This is a genomic window from Streptomyces sp. NPDC053427 (assembly GCF_044544985.1).
In the GTDB taxonomy this organism is placed as follows: domain Bacteria; phylum Actinomycetota; class Actinomycetes; order Streptomycetales; family Streptomycetaceae; genus Streptomyces.
This window is the reverse complement of sequence record NZ_JBITYA010000005.1, coordinates 175,703-190,028: the sequence shown is the minus strand read 5'-3', so window position 1 is coordinate 190,028 and position 14,326 is coordinate 175,703. Positions and strand designations below refer to the sequence as shown.

Genomic DNA, 14,326 nt, shown 5'->3' with positions numbered 1-14,326 from the left:
CCGGCGTCGGCCAGCTAGGTGGTGGGACGTGTTCGGTATCTGCGCCGGATGCTCACCCGGGCCGGCGCCCGCCGCCGGTGACCTCCCTGACGTCGCCGTGGGCGATCTCCAGCTCGATATAGGACTCTTCGGCCTTGCGGAAGGCGATCTCCAGGGCGGCCGCGGCCCGCGGGCCCGCCAGCCGCTGCGCGGAACCGCGCACGTCGTAGAGGACATCGGCCCAGTGACCGGCGGCGCTCTTGATCCGGAAGAGCAGTTCGGCGAGTTCCTGCGCATCGCGCGGCGTCGCGGACGACAGCCCTCGGAGTTCGTCCAACAGCTCGTCGATCTCGGACATCCCACCCCTCCAGGGCCGCCAGGGAAGGAGCCCGCGGGGCAACGGTAGGGCGGTCGCGGCCCCTGGGCGCGAGGGAATCCGCACCCGGATCCGTGAACGGTCGATGGGGACCGCTGTACGGCCGACCGGAGCGATGAACGGCAACCGGCAGCGGCGCCGCAACGGGGCGGCGAACCGTCAGCGGCCCGCCGTGTTCTCGCCGCTGGCGTGCCGGATCAGCAGATCGCGCAGCTCCCGGGCATGCCGGCGGCTCACCGCCAGCACCGCGTCGCCCACCAGCAGGGTCAGGCTGCCGCCGTCCAGCCGCAGTTCGTCGATGGCGTCGAGGGACACCAGGTGGCGGCGGTGGATGCGCACGAACCCGTGCGGACGCCAGCGGTCCTCCAGGGCCGAGAGCGAGACCCGCAGCAGATGGCTGCCGTCGCGGGTGTGGAGCCGGGTGTAATCGCCCTGCACCTCGGCATGGGTGACATCGCCGAGGGCGACGAAGCGGGTCACGCCGCCCAGTTCGACCGGAATATGGCCCGGCCGCGCGTCCAGCGGATCCCCGGGCCCGGGCGCCGCTCCGGTGCGCTGCGCCGCGGCGGAGCCGGGCGCGTCCGCACTGCGCGCGCCCCGCAGGGCGTCGGCCTGCTCGCTGACGCGTCGAACCGCCTCCCGCAGCCGCTCCCCGCGCAGCGGTTTGAGCAGATAGTCGACGGCCTTGAGGTCGAAGGCCTGGACGGCGTAGTCCTCGTGGGCCGTGACGAAGACGATCAGCGGGGGAGCGGCGAAGCCCGCGAGCAGCCGCGCCATGTCCAGGCCGTTGAGCCCGACCATATTGATGTCGAGGAAGACCGCATCGATGGCTTCGGCGCCCTCCGGGCCCCCGTCGAGCGCGCGCCCCAGCCGGCGCAGCGCCTCCGTGGCGTCCAGCGCGCCTTCCACGCTGCCCACCCGCGGGTCCTCACGGAGCAGATAGACCAGCTCTTCGAGCGCCGGCTCCTCGTCATCGACCGCAAGTACGCGCAGCATGGCGGGGATTCTAGAGTCGGGCCCGCAGCCGCGCACCACCGGGGCGGTCGGCACGTTCCCCGAGTCGTTCCCCTGGGAGTTGGCTTCACGCGCCCTCCTCCCCCTGACCCCTCGGCGTGTTCGGCGGACCCGGCCCCTACCGCCCCATACGCGAAGTCGGCCATCGATCCCACCGGTTGGCCCTCACTGCGAAACCGTCGGTCGCAAGGGAAGCGGGCGCGCAATGCGGCCCGGGACCCGTACCGCTCGGGGCCCGTCAGCCGTCCTCCTGGCCCTCCATCAGATCCGCCTCGCCGAACAGCGCGAGCAGATCGGGCACTTCGGCCATGGCCAGGTACTCGGCGCCGCACTCCCCGCACCACCGGAGATGGGCCGCGACCCGCCCGTCCTCCTCGGGTGTGAGGGCGCCGAGCACATACGCCCCCAGGAGCAGCCGCACATGGGAGCTCTCAGGTGGTGGCGGCTCAGTCACGCTGGACCCCGATCCTCGTTCCTCCGGCCACGAAAACGGCGCTTCCATTCTGCCGTGCACGAGCGGTTCCCCGGCCGGGTTCAGCACCGCCGAACGGCATCCGCGGCGGCGGAGACCGACCGCCGGACCGTTCGCCGAGCGGTGCCCCGTACCGTTCGCCCGTTCAGCGACGGCATCCGCCACCTCCGCCACCTGGCGGATGTCCACCCCGGAGAGCGGCGGCCAGTCTTGGGACAGCACTCGGCACGAGACGCACATCACACGCCGACCGCCCCCAGACGAAGAGGTGTTACCCGTGAATCGCCCCGCTCCCGGAGCCCCGGAATCCGCGCTCACCGCACCGACCCCGGCCCGCGCCGACGAGCGGGCCCTCGCCGCACTGCAGCACGAACACGGCGGCGCGCTGTTCCGCTTCCTGCTCGGACTGACCTATGGCGACCGGCAGCGCGCCGAGGACCTGGCCCAGGAGACGCTGCTGCGCGCCTGGCAGCATCCCGAAGCGCTGGACAGCGCCCATGAGTCCATGCGCCCCTGGCTGTTCACCGTTGCGCGACGGCTGGCGATCGACGCGCGCCGCGCCCGGCACGCCCGGCCGAAGGAGGTCAGCGACCTCGCGCTGGAGTGCGCCGCCACCCCCACGGACCCGATCGACCGCTCGGTGGCCGGCCTCGATGTGCGGACGGCCCTCAAGCAGCTGAGCCCCGGACACCGCACGGTCCTGCTGCACGTCTACTTCCGTGGCCTGTCCGTCCAGGAGACCGCCGAGGTGCTGGGCGTCCCGGCCGGTACGGTCAAGTCCCGGACGTACTACGCGCTGCGCGCCCTCAAGCAGGCCCTGCGCGACTACGGCGTGACCGCCTGACCGCACGCCGTCCCCCCGTCACCGGGCGGCGTGTTCGGCGGCCTGCCGCGCCACCTCCGTACGCGAGCGCACCCCCAGTTTGCGGAGGATGTGCGAGACATGGGTCTGGACCGTGCGGCGCGACAGATAGAGCTCGGCGGCGATCTCCGGATTGGACCGTCCTTCGGCGACCAGACGCGCGACCTTCAGCTCCGTGGGGGTCAGCGCGGCCCAGCCGCTGTCGGGCCGGCCCCGGGCGGCGCGCTGCCCCGGCCGTACCCCCAGGACCCGCAGCCGGGCCTCGGCCCGCCGGATGTCCCAGGCGGCGCCGATCCGTTCGTACGCCGCCACGGCCCGGTCCAGATGGCCGCGGGCGCCGGCGAGGTCGCCGAGCGAGGCCGCCACGGCCGCGGTGTCCTCCAGGGCCTGCCCGGCCTGGAGCGGCCGGCCCGCCCGCGTGTAGGAGTCCGCGGCGGCCAGCAGCGGCGCGGGGTCCTGGTCGACGAGACCGCGGGAGCGCCGCGCGGCCGCCGTACGGCCGGCGTGCGGCTCCCTTTCCGCCTCCGCGGAACCGATCGCCGCGGCCGCCTGGGCCGTGGACCGGTCGCCGACCGCCAAGGCGAGGCGGACGACGTCGGGCAGCCACTGGTAGCGCTGGTCCAGGTCCCGTGCGTACGCGGAGGACAGCGTGGGCAGCAGGACGGCCAGGGCCTCGTGCGGGCGTCCGTCCCGCTCGGCCATCAGCGCCCCGGCCATGATGCGGTAGGACGCATGTCCGCGCTGGAGGCCCCCGGGGTCGGGGTGGCCGCGCAGCGCCGCGAAAGCGGTCCGGGCGTCCTCGTCGTGATCACGATGGCCGTGGATGAGCGCGGCCACACCGTGCCGCAGCACCGGAAGCCACGTGACCATGGGCAGTTCGGCGATGGCGTCGAGATCCGCCAGCGCCGCGTCCCACCGGCCCGTCCAGTAGTTGAGCACCGCGCCGGTCATGCCGATCCCGCTGAGGTGGCCGTGGATCCCGTGCTCCTCGCACATCCCGCGGGCCTCCCGCAACGCCTCCAGGGCCTCCATCGGCCGGTCCAGCATCCCCAGCATGACGGCGCGGTTGACCAGCATCGCCAGGCGGACGTCCGTGTTCTCCAGCGCGTGCTGGCCGACGGCTCGGACGTGGCGGGAGACCGTGAGCGCCCGGGAGTTCTCGGCCAGCGCCGCCTCGGGACGCCGTTGCCGCAGCAGCCCCAGCGCGAGGGTGTGCCGCCCGTACGCCTCCGCCTGGGTGTCGCCGGTCTCCTGCGCCCGGCACACCACGTGTGCGGCGAGTGGTCCGGCCTCGTCGTGACGGCCGGCGCTCCACAGGGTGAGCGCGCGCAGGGCGCGGATCCGGTTGTCCCAGAGCGGGGAGAGCGCGCCCGTCGTCCCGGCGTCGTCCAGGGCACACAGCACCTCGCTCCATCTGCCCTCCCAGAACAGACCGTGTGCCAGCGAGATCGTCAGCAGCGCCCGGCGGTCGGGAGTGGTGGCGCGGTCCAGCAGCCGGCGGACGATCGCGGTGCACTCGGGACGGCGCAGCCGGAACGCCGCCGTCGCCAGGTCCCGTTCCAGCGGTGCCTGCCGCGGGTCGTCCGCGGGCAGCTGCTGGAGCACCCGCTGCAACAGCTCCACGGCGACCTCGGGCCGCTTGCGGACGAGACCTTCGGCATGCCGGCCGATCCAGTCCACCGTCCAGTCGTCGGCACGGCCGTCATCGGTGGCCGACAGCAGCTGTTCGGCGACCCGTTCGCGAGGCGCTCCGCTGTCCGCCAGACCCCGCGCCAGGCGCCGGTGGGCGGCCGCTCGGGCGGACGGCGGGAGGCCGTCGTACAGCTTCTGCCGGATCGCGGGACGGCGGAAGGCCAGCCGGTCCCCGGCGTCGTCGAGCAGGCCCGCCGCCACCGCCGCGTCCACGGTGCCGAACAGGGCGGACGGGGGCTGTCCGGTCGCCGCGGCGAGCTCCGTGGCGCCGAACTCCGGGCCCAGCAGCGCGGCCAGACGGAGTGTCTCCACGGCGGCTCCCGGCAGGGGACCCGGCCCGTCCGACGGTCCGGTCACGGTGCCGAGCAGCGCCTCGGCCAGCCGCTCCAGCTCCTGCGGTGACCGCGCGGTGAGGCTCAGTACGTGGGCGCCCTGGTCGCGCAGGCCGCGCCGCAGCCGGCCCAGGTCCGGCCGTTCGAGCCCCCGGCGTACGGCGGCGACGAGCAGGAGGGGCAGGCGCGCCGCCGTCGTGCCCAGCCGCTGCCAGGCCAGCAGTGTGTCCGCGTCCGCCCGGTGCAGGTCGTCCAGGAGGAGCACCAACGGGCCATCGGCCGCCAGGCGAGCGAGGTGGGCGGTCAGCCGGTCCATGAGCAGCATGGTCCCCACGTCACCCGCGGCCGTCCGCTGCGGACCGTCGGTTCTGTCCAGAGCCGCCAGAAGAGGTCGCAACGGGACGCTCTCCGCCGGCCCGTCCGCCGCGGCCCGCAGTACGCGGCAGCCGATCCGGGCGGCCTCCCGCGCGGTCCGCGCCAGCAGCGCGGTCTTCCCGATTCCCGGATCGCCCTCGACCAGCACCGATCCGCCGCGGCCGCCCGCCAGTGCCGCAAGGTGTGCGGCCAGCGGCGCGAACTCCGCCTCGCCTGCGGTTCGTTCGCCGACCGTCATGTCCTCACTCATCCGTCGCCCTCTCCGTGCGCAGGGACCCGGCCTGCCGGGCGATCTCGGTCCGTGAGCGCACCCCCAGCTTGGTGAGGATGTGGGACACATGCGTCTGCACCGTACGCGGCGACAGGACCAGCGCCGCGGCCACTTCCGGATTCGACCGGCCCTCGGCCACCAGCCGCGCGACCTTGACCTCCGTCGGTGTCAGGGCCGCCCATCCGCTCTTGGGGCGGTGGAGGTGGCCGCGTCGGCCGCGCCGTACGCCCAGCGCCCGCAGCCGCGCGTCGGCGCGGGCGATGTCCCACGCGGCCCCGAGGCCCTGGTAGACGTCCAGCGCGCGGTGGAGGTGGGCGCGGGCGCCGTCGGTGTCGCCCCGCGCGGCCGTCACGGCGGCCAGGTCCTCGAAGGCGCGCCCCTGCCCGGTCAGAACGGCACAGGCCGCGTAGTGGGTGAGGGCGGCCGACAGCGGTCCTGGATCCGACCCGAGCAGCCCCCGGCAGTGCAGCGCGACCGCCTGCCGGTGCCGGTCGTCCGGTGCGCGTTCCGCCGCGGCCTCGGCGGCGGCCACCGCGGCCTCGGCCCGGTCCCTGACGCCCTCCGCCACCGCGAGCCGCACCACGTCGGGCAGCCAGTCGCCTTCGCGGTCGGCCCCCGCCGCGGCGGGCTGACCGAGCAGCGGCAGCAGGATCTCCAGAGCCTCCCGCGGGCACCCGTCCCGCTCCGCCGGCAAGGCCCGCGCCAGGAGCGGGAACACCGGCCCGCCGTACGGGAATCCGGCATCGGGCGGCACGTCCGCGAGTTCGGCCCTCTCCACGGAGGCCAGCCGTCCGGCGGCTTCGCCGGGCCGGTCGCGGCTGCCCAGGACGAGGGCCGCCAGGCCGTGCGCGGCGATCGCCGCCGTCGATCCGGCCGGCCAACTGCGGGCCGGGGCGAGGTCCGGGGCGAGGTCCTTCGGCGCGGCAAGGTCCTCGAGCGCGTCGTCCCAGCGTCCGGCCCGGTAGTGGAGCGTCGCGGAGAGCAGGTCCACGTGCGCCAGCAGGCCCTCGGCGCCGGTCCGCGCCACCAGCGCGCGGGCCGAGGCCAGCCAGGCACCCGCCTCGTCGGGCCGCGCGAGCCCGCCGAGCAGCCGGGCGCCCAGCAGCGTCAGCCCGACCTCGGCGTCCGGGACGTCCGCCGGGGCCCGCCGGGCGGCCGCGAGCCCCAGCTCCACCTCCGCCAACGCCTCCGCGCCGCCCCGCAGAAGGGCGCGGGTGTACCGGGCGTACGCCTCCGCGAGGCCGTCGGCCCGGCCCGGCTCACACACCGCCGCCAGCGCCCGGTCCGCCGCCTCGCCGGCCTCCCGGAGCCCGCCGCCGGCCCACAGGAGGAAGGCCCGCAGCGCGCGGAACCTGTCGGCCGGCCGGTCGCCACCGCCCGCCAGCGCCTCCTCGGCCTCGGACAGCCCCTCCTCGGTCCGTTCCTCCAGGATCAGATCGAGGATGAGCCAGCAGGTCAGAGCGGCCCGGCGGCCGGGCTCCGCGGCCCGGTCCCGCAGCGCGCGCACCGCGTCCGCCGAACCCGGTCGGCGCAGCCGGAACCGCCCGCCGACCAGCACCTTCTCCAGCGCCGTACGGTCCGGATCGTCCTGGTCCAGCGCGTCGAGGGCGCGTTGCGCCAGCCGCACCGCCGCCCCTGGATCCCGTCGGAGCAGCGCCTCGGCGTTCCGCAGCAGCCAGCCGACGGCCCAGGCGTCGGGGCATTCCACGACGGGCAGCAGCTGACCGGCGACCCGCTCCGCCGAAGCGCCCGCCCCGGCCAGGGCCTCGGCAGCCTGCCGGTGCAGCGCGGACCGCAGCGATCCCGGCAGCCCGGCAGGGAGCGCCGCCCGGACCACGTCGTGGCGGAAGCGCAGCGGCCCGTCGGCGGCCTCCTCGACGATCCCGGCGGAGCGCCATGCCGCGACGGTGCCGCCGAGCTCGGCCGGCGCGCACCGTTGCACCGCGGCGAGTTCGGCGACGGAGAAACGGTCGCCGAGCAGCGCCGCCACCCGCAGCGCCGTCAGGGCCTCCGGAGGCAGGAATCCGAGGCGCTCGGCAACGGCCCGGACGGGCAACGGAGGTTCCTCCGCGGCCAGTTCGACGCATGCCGCTCCGGTCTCGAGCGCCTGTGCCCGCACCAGGGCGTCCAGCATCTCCCGCAGGTAGTACGGGTTGCCCCCGGCGGCAGCCAGGTGCCGCAGCAGCCGGGGACCGGCGGGGGCGCCGACCGTCCGCTCGGCGAACCGCGCGGTCCCCGCCGCGGTGAGCGGCGCCAGGCTCAGCAACGTGGCGCCGTCCGCCAGCAGGCCGTCGCGGAGCCGGGCCAGGGGGCCGCCCCCGCGCGGCGTGGTCCGGGAGGCGGCGACGAGCAGCAGCGGCAGCCGGTCCGCCGCTTCGCTCAGGCGCCGCCAGACGGCGAGGCTGGGGGCGTCGGCCCACTGGAGATCGTCCACGACCAGCACCGTCGGGGAGTTCCGGCACAGGCCGGAGATCCGCTCGGCCAGGCTCTCCGCGGCCGCCGTCACCGCGCCGGTCACGCCCGGGGGGAGCGGGGCGCCGCTCTCCAGTAGGGCCACGGTCTCGGCGCGGGCCGCCGCGAGGGGTTCGCCGCCGGATTCCAGGCAGTCGAGCAGGACCCGCAAGGGGAAGCGCTGCCCCAGTTCATGGGCGGTGGCCCGCAGGAGGCGGCACCCCAGCCGTGCCGCCTCGTCGGTCACCACCTCCAGGAGCGCGGTCCGGCCCGAGCCCGGCTCTCCCTCGACGAGTATCCGGCCGCCCCGTCCGGCCGCCACCGCGCGCACCCCGTCCCGCAGGTGCCGTATCGGCCCGTCGCGTCCGACGCACACCGAGGCGTCCCCGTTCCGCTCCACCAACCCGCCCCACATCATCAAGAGCCATCTGACGGTACATCAGAATTCAACAGAATGTGCCGGAGGAGAAAGGTACTGCGCTACTCGCCGGTCGGGGTGAACCGATGCCCGCCCGGGTCCGTGCCGGGACAGCAGAACCCGCCCCCGCGCGAAAGTCGAGGTGCCGCATCCCATGGCCAAGGAGATCGAGATCCCCGGTGACGACGTGAAGAGTCTCGGGAATTTGCTGGGCCAGGTACTGGACCGGATCGACCGGAAGGATCCGCTCGCCCTCGACGAACGGGCCGTCGGCGAGCCGATGGTCGATGCGGCCAACGAGTTCGACGACAGGTGGAACGACGGCCGCAAGAACCTCAGGCGCCAGTGCGAGCAGCTGAAGCAAGCCTGCGACCAGATCATGAAGGCGTTCGAGGACGCCGACAAGGAGACCGCCGACACCCTCAAGGGCGACGGCCAACAAGGCTGACGGAAAAGGGGAGTTACATCATGACCACTGCCCAGGCGTTCTCGATGCGGGTACCGGAGAACTGGGTCGAGTTCGACCTCGCGCACGAGAGCCTCGCAAAACTCCGCGCCAAACTCGTCGCCCAGGTCGGCACCGACAAACTCACCCGCGAAGGGGTCAACGACCTTTTCCGCACGGCGCGCGAGGTCCTGGACGGCGCCCGCCGCCGGGGCGCGCTGTACGCCGCCGGTGCGTTCCACAACTACGACGACGGGCTGCTGCTGGCCAACACCATGGTCTTCGGGGTGACCCCGGCCCCCGGACTGAGGATGGACCTCCAGGACCTGGTCCGCCAACTCACCCCCACCGCCGGCCCGGCCAAGGAGGGAGCGGTGGCGAGGAAGGTCACCCTGGAGACGATCCCGGAGGTCGGTCAGGTCGGCCGGGTCGTCGGCATCGAGGAGGCCCGGGTCACCGATGAGGTCACCGTCAAGCTGCTGGTGATGCACACCGTCATACCGCTGCCCGACGACGACCGGGTGCTGATCGTCACCTGCACCAGCCCCAACCTGACACTGACCGAGGAGCTGCTGGACCTCTTCGACGCCATCAGCGGCACCTTCCGCTTCCGCGACACCGCTGTGGAGCGGCCCGGAAAGCAAGGCAAAGGGAAGGGGAAGGGTGCCGGGCAGTCCGCGCCCGCCGGCGCCGGGGCCGCGTTCCTCTCCGCCACCAGCTGACCGCCGCGGCCGCCCGGACGGCGGCCGCGGCAGACATACCGCGAAGGGCCCGGCCCACCTCCAGGTGAGCCGGGCCCTTTGCCGCGCCGCGCTACGCCGTCGTATGCGGCACCCGTACGGTCACGAACTTGCCGTCACCCAGGTGCACATGGGCCCTGCCGGGCTCCACGCCCTGGCCCACCAGCCCGTGCGGCACACGGGCCCCGACGATGTCGGACTCGGTCACCGACTGCGGCGACAGCAGTGCACCGCAGCGGTTGCGCTTGACGCTGACGATCCAGCCGCCCAGACCGCCGAACAGCGCCTCCGTGTTGCCGGCCGTCACCAGGCCCCAGCCGTTGCCGGCCCCGCCGCGGCCCAGGGTGGCCAGGTCGGCGTCGATCTCGGAGTGCAGCAGCAGCTCCGCGTCGTCGACCAGCACCACGCCGGTGTCGGTGCGCACCGACTGCATCGCCGCCCGGAACTCCGCCAGCGCGATCTCCGGATCGGCCAGCACCGCGAACACCCCGTCCGTGCCTGCCAGTTGACGCAGCGGAGAGGACTTCGGCGTGATGATCACCAGACCGGTGCCCTGCGCGAGCAGCGACCGCGCCACCGTCATCAGCACCGTGCTGCGTCCCGACTTCGGCGGGCCGCCGATCAGGAAGCTCGGCCGGTCCAGCAGATTCGGCCCCATCGCCGTCAGCTCGTCACCGCCGACGCCGACCATCGCCCACATCGGCGACGCGGTGCCGTCCGCCGGCCGCCGGTCCCAGGCCTCGTCGAAGGTCAGCTCGTCCGGCAGGGTGTCCACCCGGAACGGGCGCAGCGCGGCCGCCACCGCGGCGTCCCGCTCCGTGGCCTCCCGCGCCAGGTCCAGCAGCGCCCCGACCTGTGCGGCACCGCTGGCGTCCGCCCCGAGCAGCGCGAACTGCACCTCGGCGAGATCCTGCGGCCGCAGCGCCCGCCCCGGCGCAATGGACGCCGGGACCTGACGGGTGGGGATGCCGAACATTCCGTAGTCGGCCTTCTCGTTGAGCCGCAGCACCAGCTTGTCCTCGGTGGTGCTGGAGAACCGTGTCGAGCTGAGCACCCGGTCGCCCGCCAGCACCATGTGGACGCCCACGCTCGCGCCCTCCAGCAGCAGCCGCTGCACCTTGTCCATCAGCGAGCCCTGGTCGTACTGGGCGAAGTCACGGTCGAACGCCTCGAACCGGTCCACCAGCACCACCAGGTGTGCCGGCCGCTCCGCCACCGGCAGGACGCCGCGCAGCTCGGTGATGTCCGCGACGCCGTGCTTGGCCAGCTGCGCCTGCCGCCGGGCGACCTCCTTGCCCAGCCGGGCGACCAGCCGGACGATGCGCTCCACCTGACTGCGGTCGACCACCGCACCGCAGTGCGGCAGATGACCGAGCGCCTGGAGGGCGCCATTGCCGCAGTCGATGCCGTACAGATGCACGTCGGCCGTGCTGTGCGTGCCCGCCAGGGAGGCGGCCAGGCTGCGCAGCGCCTGGGAACGGCCGCTGCGCGGGGACCCGATCAGGTGCAGATGCCCCATCGTCTCCAGGTCGAAGACCAGCTCGTCCTGGCTCTGTTCGGCGGGCAGGTCGATCCGGCCGTACGGGACCGGGGCGAGCCGGCCCGACGGGCCGACCGGCTCCGCGGGGCGCGTCAGCGTCTCCAGCGGCAGCCGGGCGGGCAGCGGCGGCAGCCACGGCTTGCGCGACGGCACCAGCCCGAGCGAGTCGTTCGCCTCCCGGACCGACCGGACGAGCACCGACAGATCGGTGACCGCCTGCGTCGCCCGCTCCTGGACGGCCTGCCGCTCCACCGGGTTGCCCAGGGACTCCCAGTGCAGCTCCGTCAGCACCGGCTTCGGCCGGTCCTGCGACGCCGCCGCCAGCCGCCGGCCGCCGATCCGGCCGGTCTGGAACGGCATCAGGGCGGCGTGCCCCAGCCGGGCATAGGCGCGGCCGGGCGTACGCGGCGACAACTGGCCCGCTTCCGGGGCGTCGATGATGTCCCTGCTCTCGTTGGTGTCCGTGGTGCGCAGCGCGATCCGCAGATTGGTGTTGGCGCGGATGTCACCGGTCACCGCGCCGGTCGGGCGCTGCGTGGCCAGCATCAGATGGATACCGAGCGAACGGCCCCGCTGGGCGATGTTGACCAGGCCGGAGACGAAGTCCGGCAGATCGCGCACCATCGACGCGAACTCGTCGATGACCAGCACCAGCCGGGGGAGCGGAGGCAGTTCGGGACGGCGGCCCCGCTTGTCGGTGTAGTCGTCGATGTCCTTCGCCCCGCACTCGGCGAGCTGGTGCTCGCGGCGCTTGAGTTCGGCGCCGAGCGAGGTCAGCGCCCGCTCCACGAGATGGGCATCGAGGTCGGTCACCATGCCCACCGTGTGCGGCAGGTCCTCGCACTCGGCGAACGCGCTGCCGCCCTTGTAGTCCACCAGCACGAAGTTCATCGCGTCCGGCCGGTTGGCGACCGCGAGGGTGGCCACCAGGGTCTGCAACAGCTCGGACTTGCCGGAGCCGGTGGTACCGGCGATCAGCCCGTGCGGACCGTCCTTGGCCAGGTCGATCGCGAACGGACCGTCCACGCCCATGCCCAGCACGGCCCGGGTCGTGCGGCCGCCCACGGCCCAGCCGGCCGCGACCGCTTCACCGGTCGGCGGCTCCAGCCCCAGCACGTCCAGCAGCGCCGCCGACGTCGGCAGCACCGCCGCGTCGTCGCTCTCCCCGACGTCCCGGATCGGGGCCAGCGCCCGGCTCACCCCGACGCACCACTCCAGGCTCGGCGCGTCCATCCGCACCCCGTCCACCGGGTCCGCCTGGCTCTGCTCGACCCGCAGCTCGCTGCCGTCGACGACGGCCACCGCCTGGCACTCCTCGGGCAGCAGCCGCTCCTCGTCGTCGATGCACAGCACATACACCCCGACGGACGGGCCGTCGCGGAGGATCTGCACCACACCCGGCAGCGACCGCAGGCGGCGCGCCCCGTCCAGCACGACGAAGACATCGGGTTCGCCCGCCGCGCCGCCGCGCGGGGCGTTCTTGTCGGCGGCGGCACGGGCGCTGACCAGCTGGGCCAGCTCCGCGATCCGGCGGCCGACGGACTCGGAGTTGGTGCCCAGCAGCCGCAGCGCGTCCTCACCGGTGGGCGCGCACTGCGGCAGCCAGTGCACCCAGGACCAGCGCCGCTCGGCGCGCGCGTGGGACAGTACGCAGATCCGCAGGTCGGAGGGGCTCTGCAGAATCGCGGACTGGGCCAGCAGCCAGCGCACCAGCGGATCGGTGGCCTCGCTGGGCCCGGCCACGCCGAGCACCCCGACCTCGCGCAGCGGCACGGTCACCGGTACGTCCCGGGTGAGCCGGATGACCCGTCGGCGGTGCTCGTCCTGGCTGGCGTCCTCCAGGTCGATGGCGGCCGGGCGGTCGGCGGTGCCCAGGCGCAGGAGAAGGAAGTCGTCGTCGCGCCAGCGGCGTTCCCACAGCCGCTGCCGGGGGCCGGTGGCGATCAGCATCGCGGCGGCCGGGTCGGGGCAGGCGAGCCGGCGGGCGGCCTGCTCGGCCTGCACCGTCTCGTCGATGTCCTGCTCCAGCCGGTCCAGCTTCTCCTCGTGCTCGCGGACCTGCTCCTCGTACGACTGCTTGCCCTGCCGCTTGTTGTTCACCTGGCTGAGGATCGCGATGAGCGGCGACAGCAGGCCGAAGAGCAGGTACCGGTAGTTGTTGAACAGCAGCACGCTGACGGACGCCATCACGAGCGGGGCGAGCAGCAGCGGGATCAGCGGGATCTTCCGCTTGTTGGGCTCCTTCGGTGGCGCCGGGATGCGGAACCGGTTCTTGACCGGCTTGGGACGCAGCCGCGGCGGGCGGTTGTAGTCCAGGCCCAGGCCGTCGGCCGACGGGACCAGCGCGGCGTCCGGACGGGTGGGCTCGGACAGCTCCAGCAGCACGCTGCCGAGGTCGAGCAGCCCGGCGACGCGCCAGGTGGTCCACTGCGGGACGGGCGCGTTGTCCAGCTGTACGGGTGCGGTGTCGGCGGCGCGGACCTGGCTGCGGCCGTCGGCGTCGACCTTCAGCACGGCCACGATGTCCGGCAGGCCGGCCGCGTTCAGCCGGATCCGGCAGGTCGCCGCCGCTCCGATCTCGTAGTCGCCGGGCGGCAGCCGGTGCACGGTGCCGGCGTCCGGGCCGCTGACGACCCGTACCTCGGCGATGCCGTCCGGCTCGTACTGCGGTACGGACAGCGGCTTGCCGAGCGCCAGTACGCTGCCCTCCCGCACGGCCGCCGTGGCCAGCGGCTCCTCGGGGTGCAGCGCGGTGTCGCCGGAGTACAGCTCCGGGAGCGCGTCGCCGTCGCCGCGCAGGGTGCGCTGCAGTTCTTCGGCGATCTCCCCGACCGGCGCCTCGGGGTCGCTGTCGATGACGAAGTCCGAGGCGTTCCCCTCCGCGGGGTCCACGACGGTGATGGTGAGTCGCATGTCGGTGCTCTCCCTTGCACTGGTGCGTTGTTGCGGGGGGTGACGGGGCGGTGCGCGGCGCCGGGCGGGGGCCGTGGGACCCCGCCCGGCCCGGCGCGCGGCCGCCGTCAGCCGCTCTGGGTGAGGCTCCGGCCGAGGCTGGAGTCGGTCTCGGAGAAGGCGTCGCCGACGCCCTTGACGTACTGGCTGATGCCCTGGAGCCCCTGGCAGGTCTGGTTGAACCCGGTGTGGAACTGGTCGAAGAAGGGCTTGAACTGCTGCTCGGCGGCGGGGGTCTGGTAGCCGTCGGCCAGCAGGCCGTCGACCTCGGCGCGGATCTTGTTGAGCATGTCCATCGCGGCCTGGAAGTCGGCGAGGAGGGACGACGAGGTGGCCTCGGTCTGCTCGCTGCGGATCCGGTAGTCGGGCATGGCGTTCTCCTTCTGGGTGGGTGTCGCGGTACTTGC

10 protein-coding genes are annotated in these 14,326 nt (G+C 74.2%); 3 read left to right on the top strand and 7 right to left on the bottom strand.

Annotated elements, in window-relative coordinates; all coding sequences use genetic code 11:
- Positions 1–52: 52 nt before the first annotated feature.
- The 3 genes from ACIGWZ_RS15605 to ACIGWZ_RS15595 all read right to left on the bottom strand — a co-directional run bounded on the left by ACIGWZ_RS15605 (position 53) and on the right by ACIGWZ_RS15595 (position 1,823).
- Positions 53–337, bottom strand: coding sequence for a hypothetical protein (locus ACIGWZ_RS15605; protein WP_400064720.1), 285 nt, complete (start codon positions 335–337; stop codon positions 53–55).
- A gap of 177 nt (positions 338–514) precedes the next feature.
- The gene (locus ACIGWZ_RS15600; RefSeq protein ID WP_400064718.1) at positions 515–1,351 is read right to left on the bottom strand and encodes a LytR/AlgR family response regulator transcription factor; all 837 of its coding nucleotides are present in this window, start codon (positions 1,349–1,351) and stop codon (positions 515–517) included.
- Positions 1,352–1,607: 256 nt separating this feature from the next.
- Positions 1,608–1,823: a zf-HC2 domain-containing protein gene (locus ACIGWZ_RS15595; protein WP_400064716.1), complete on the bottom strand. Its 216-nt coding sequence runs from the start codon at positions 1,821–1,823 to the stop codon at positions 1,608–1,610.
- A 295-nt stretch (positions 1,824–2,118) separates the two neighbouring features.
- On the opposite strand from ACIGWZ_RS15595, the gene ACIGWZ_RS15590 reads away from it, so the two are divergent.
- Entirely contained in the window at positions 2,119–2,685 is a 567-nt protein-coding gene (locus ACIGWZ_RS15590; protein ID WP_400064714.1) for a sigma-70 family RNA polymerase sigma factor, read from the top strand.
- 18 nt (positions 2,686–2,703) lie between these two features.
- Here ACIGWZ_RS15590 and ACIGWZ_RS15585 read toward each other — a convergent pair whose 3' ends face one another.
- Both ACIGWZ_RS15585 and ACIGWZ_RS15580 read right to left on the bottom strand, forming a co-directional pair.
- Entirely contained in the window at positions 2,704–5,352 is a 2,649-nt protein-coding gene (locus ACIGWZ_RS15585) for a LuxR C-terminal-related transcriptional regulator (protein ID WP_400064712.1), read from the bottom strand.
- Positions 5,345–8,224 carry an ATP-binding protein gene (locus ACIGWZ_RS15580; RefSeq protein ID WP_400064710.1) on the bottom strand — a complete coding sequence of 960 codons (2,880 nt, stop codon included), beginning with the start codon at positions 8,222–8,224 and terminating at the stop codon, positions 5,345–5,347. The genes ACIGWZ_RS15585 and ACIGWZ_RS15580 overlap by 8 nt, the downstream gene beginning before the upstream one ends.
- 172 nt (positions 8,225–8,396) lie before the next feature.
- Here ACIGWZ_RS15580 and ACIGWZ_RS15575 point away from each other — a divergent pair, with 172 nt between their 5' ends.
- A complete protein-coding gene (locus tag ACIGWZ_RS15575; protein WP_400064708.1) occupies positions 8,397–8,690 on the top strand; it encodes a hypothetical protein in 294 nt (97 codons plus the stop codon).
- A 20-nt stretch (positions 8,691–8,710) separates the two neighbouring features.
- Positions 8,711–9,409, top strand: coding sequence for a hypothetical protein (locus ACIGWZ_RS15570; RefSeq protein WP_400064706.1), 699 nt, complete (start codon positions 8,711–8,713; stop codon positions 9,407–9,409).
- A 91-nt stretch (positions 9,410–9,500) separates the two neighbouring features.
- Here ACIGWZ_RS15570 and ACIGWZ_RS15565 read toward each other — a convergent pair whose 3' ends face one another.
- On the bottom strand, positions 9,501–13,880 hold the full coding sequence (locus ACIGWZ_RS15565; protein ID WP_400064704.1) for an FtsK/SpoIIIE domain-containing protein: 4,380 nt from the start codon (positions 13,878–13,880) through the stop codon (positions 9,501–9,503).
- A 107-nt stretch (positions 13,881–13,987) separates the two neighbouring features.
- Positions 13,988–14,290 (bottom strand): WXG100 family type VII secretion target, encoded by a 303-nt coding sequence (locus ACIGWZ_RS15560; RefSeq protein WP_400064702.1) that lies wholly within the window; start codon positions 14,288–14,290, stop codon positions 13,988–13,990.
- Positions 14,291–14,326: the final 36 nt, after the last annotated feature.

Excerpts from the sequence above, each read along its gene's own strand:
- ACIGWZ_RS15585 (WP_400064712.1), bottom strand. The coding sequence starts at position 5,352 with ATGAGTGAGGACATGACGGTCGGCGAACGAACCGCAGGCGAGGCGGAG.
- ACIGWZ_RS15565 (WP_400064704.1), bottom strand. The coding sequence starts at position 13,880 with ATGCGACTCACCATCACCGTCGTGGACCCCGCGGAGGGGAACGCCTCG.
- ACIGWZ_RS15575 (WP_400064708.1), top strand. The coding sequence starts at position 8,397 with ATGGCCAAGGAGATCGAGATCCCCGGTGACGACGTGAAGAGTCTCGGG.
- ACIGWZ_RS15570 (WP_400064706.1), top strand. The coding sequence starts at position 8,711 with ATGACCACTGCCCAGGCGTTCTCGATGCGGGTACCGGAGAACTGGGTC.
- ACIGWZ_RS15560 (WP_400064702.1), bottom strand. The coding sequence starts at position 14,290 with ATGCCCGACTACCGGATCCGCAGCGAGCAGACCGAGGCCACCTCGTCG.
- ACIGWZ_RS15605 (WP_400064720.1), bottom strand. The coding sequence starts at position 337 with ATGTCCGAGATCGACGAGCTGTTGGACGAACTCCGAGGGCTGTCGTCC.
- ACIGWZ_RS15600 (WP_400064718.1), bottom strand. The coding sequence starts at position 1,351 with ATGCTGCGCGTACTTGCGGTCGATGACGAGGAGCCGGCGCTCGAAGAG.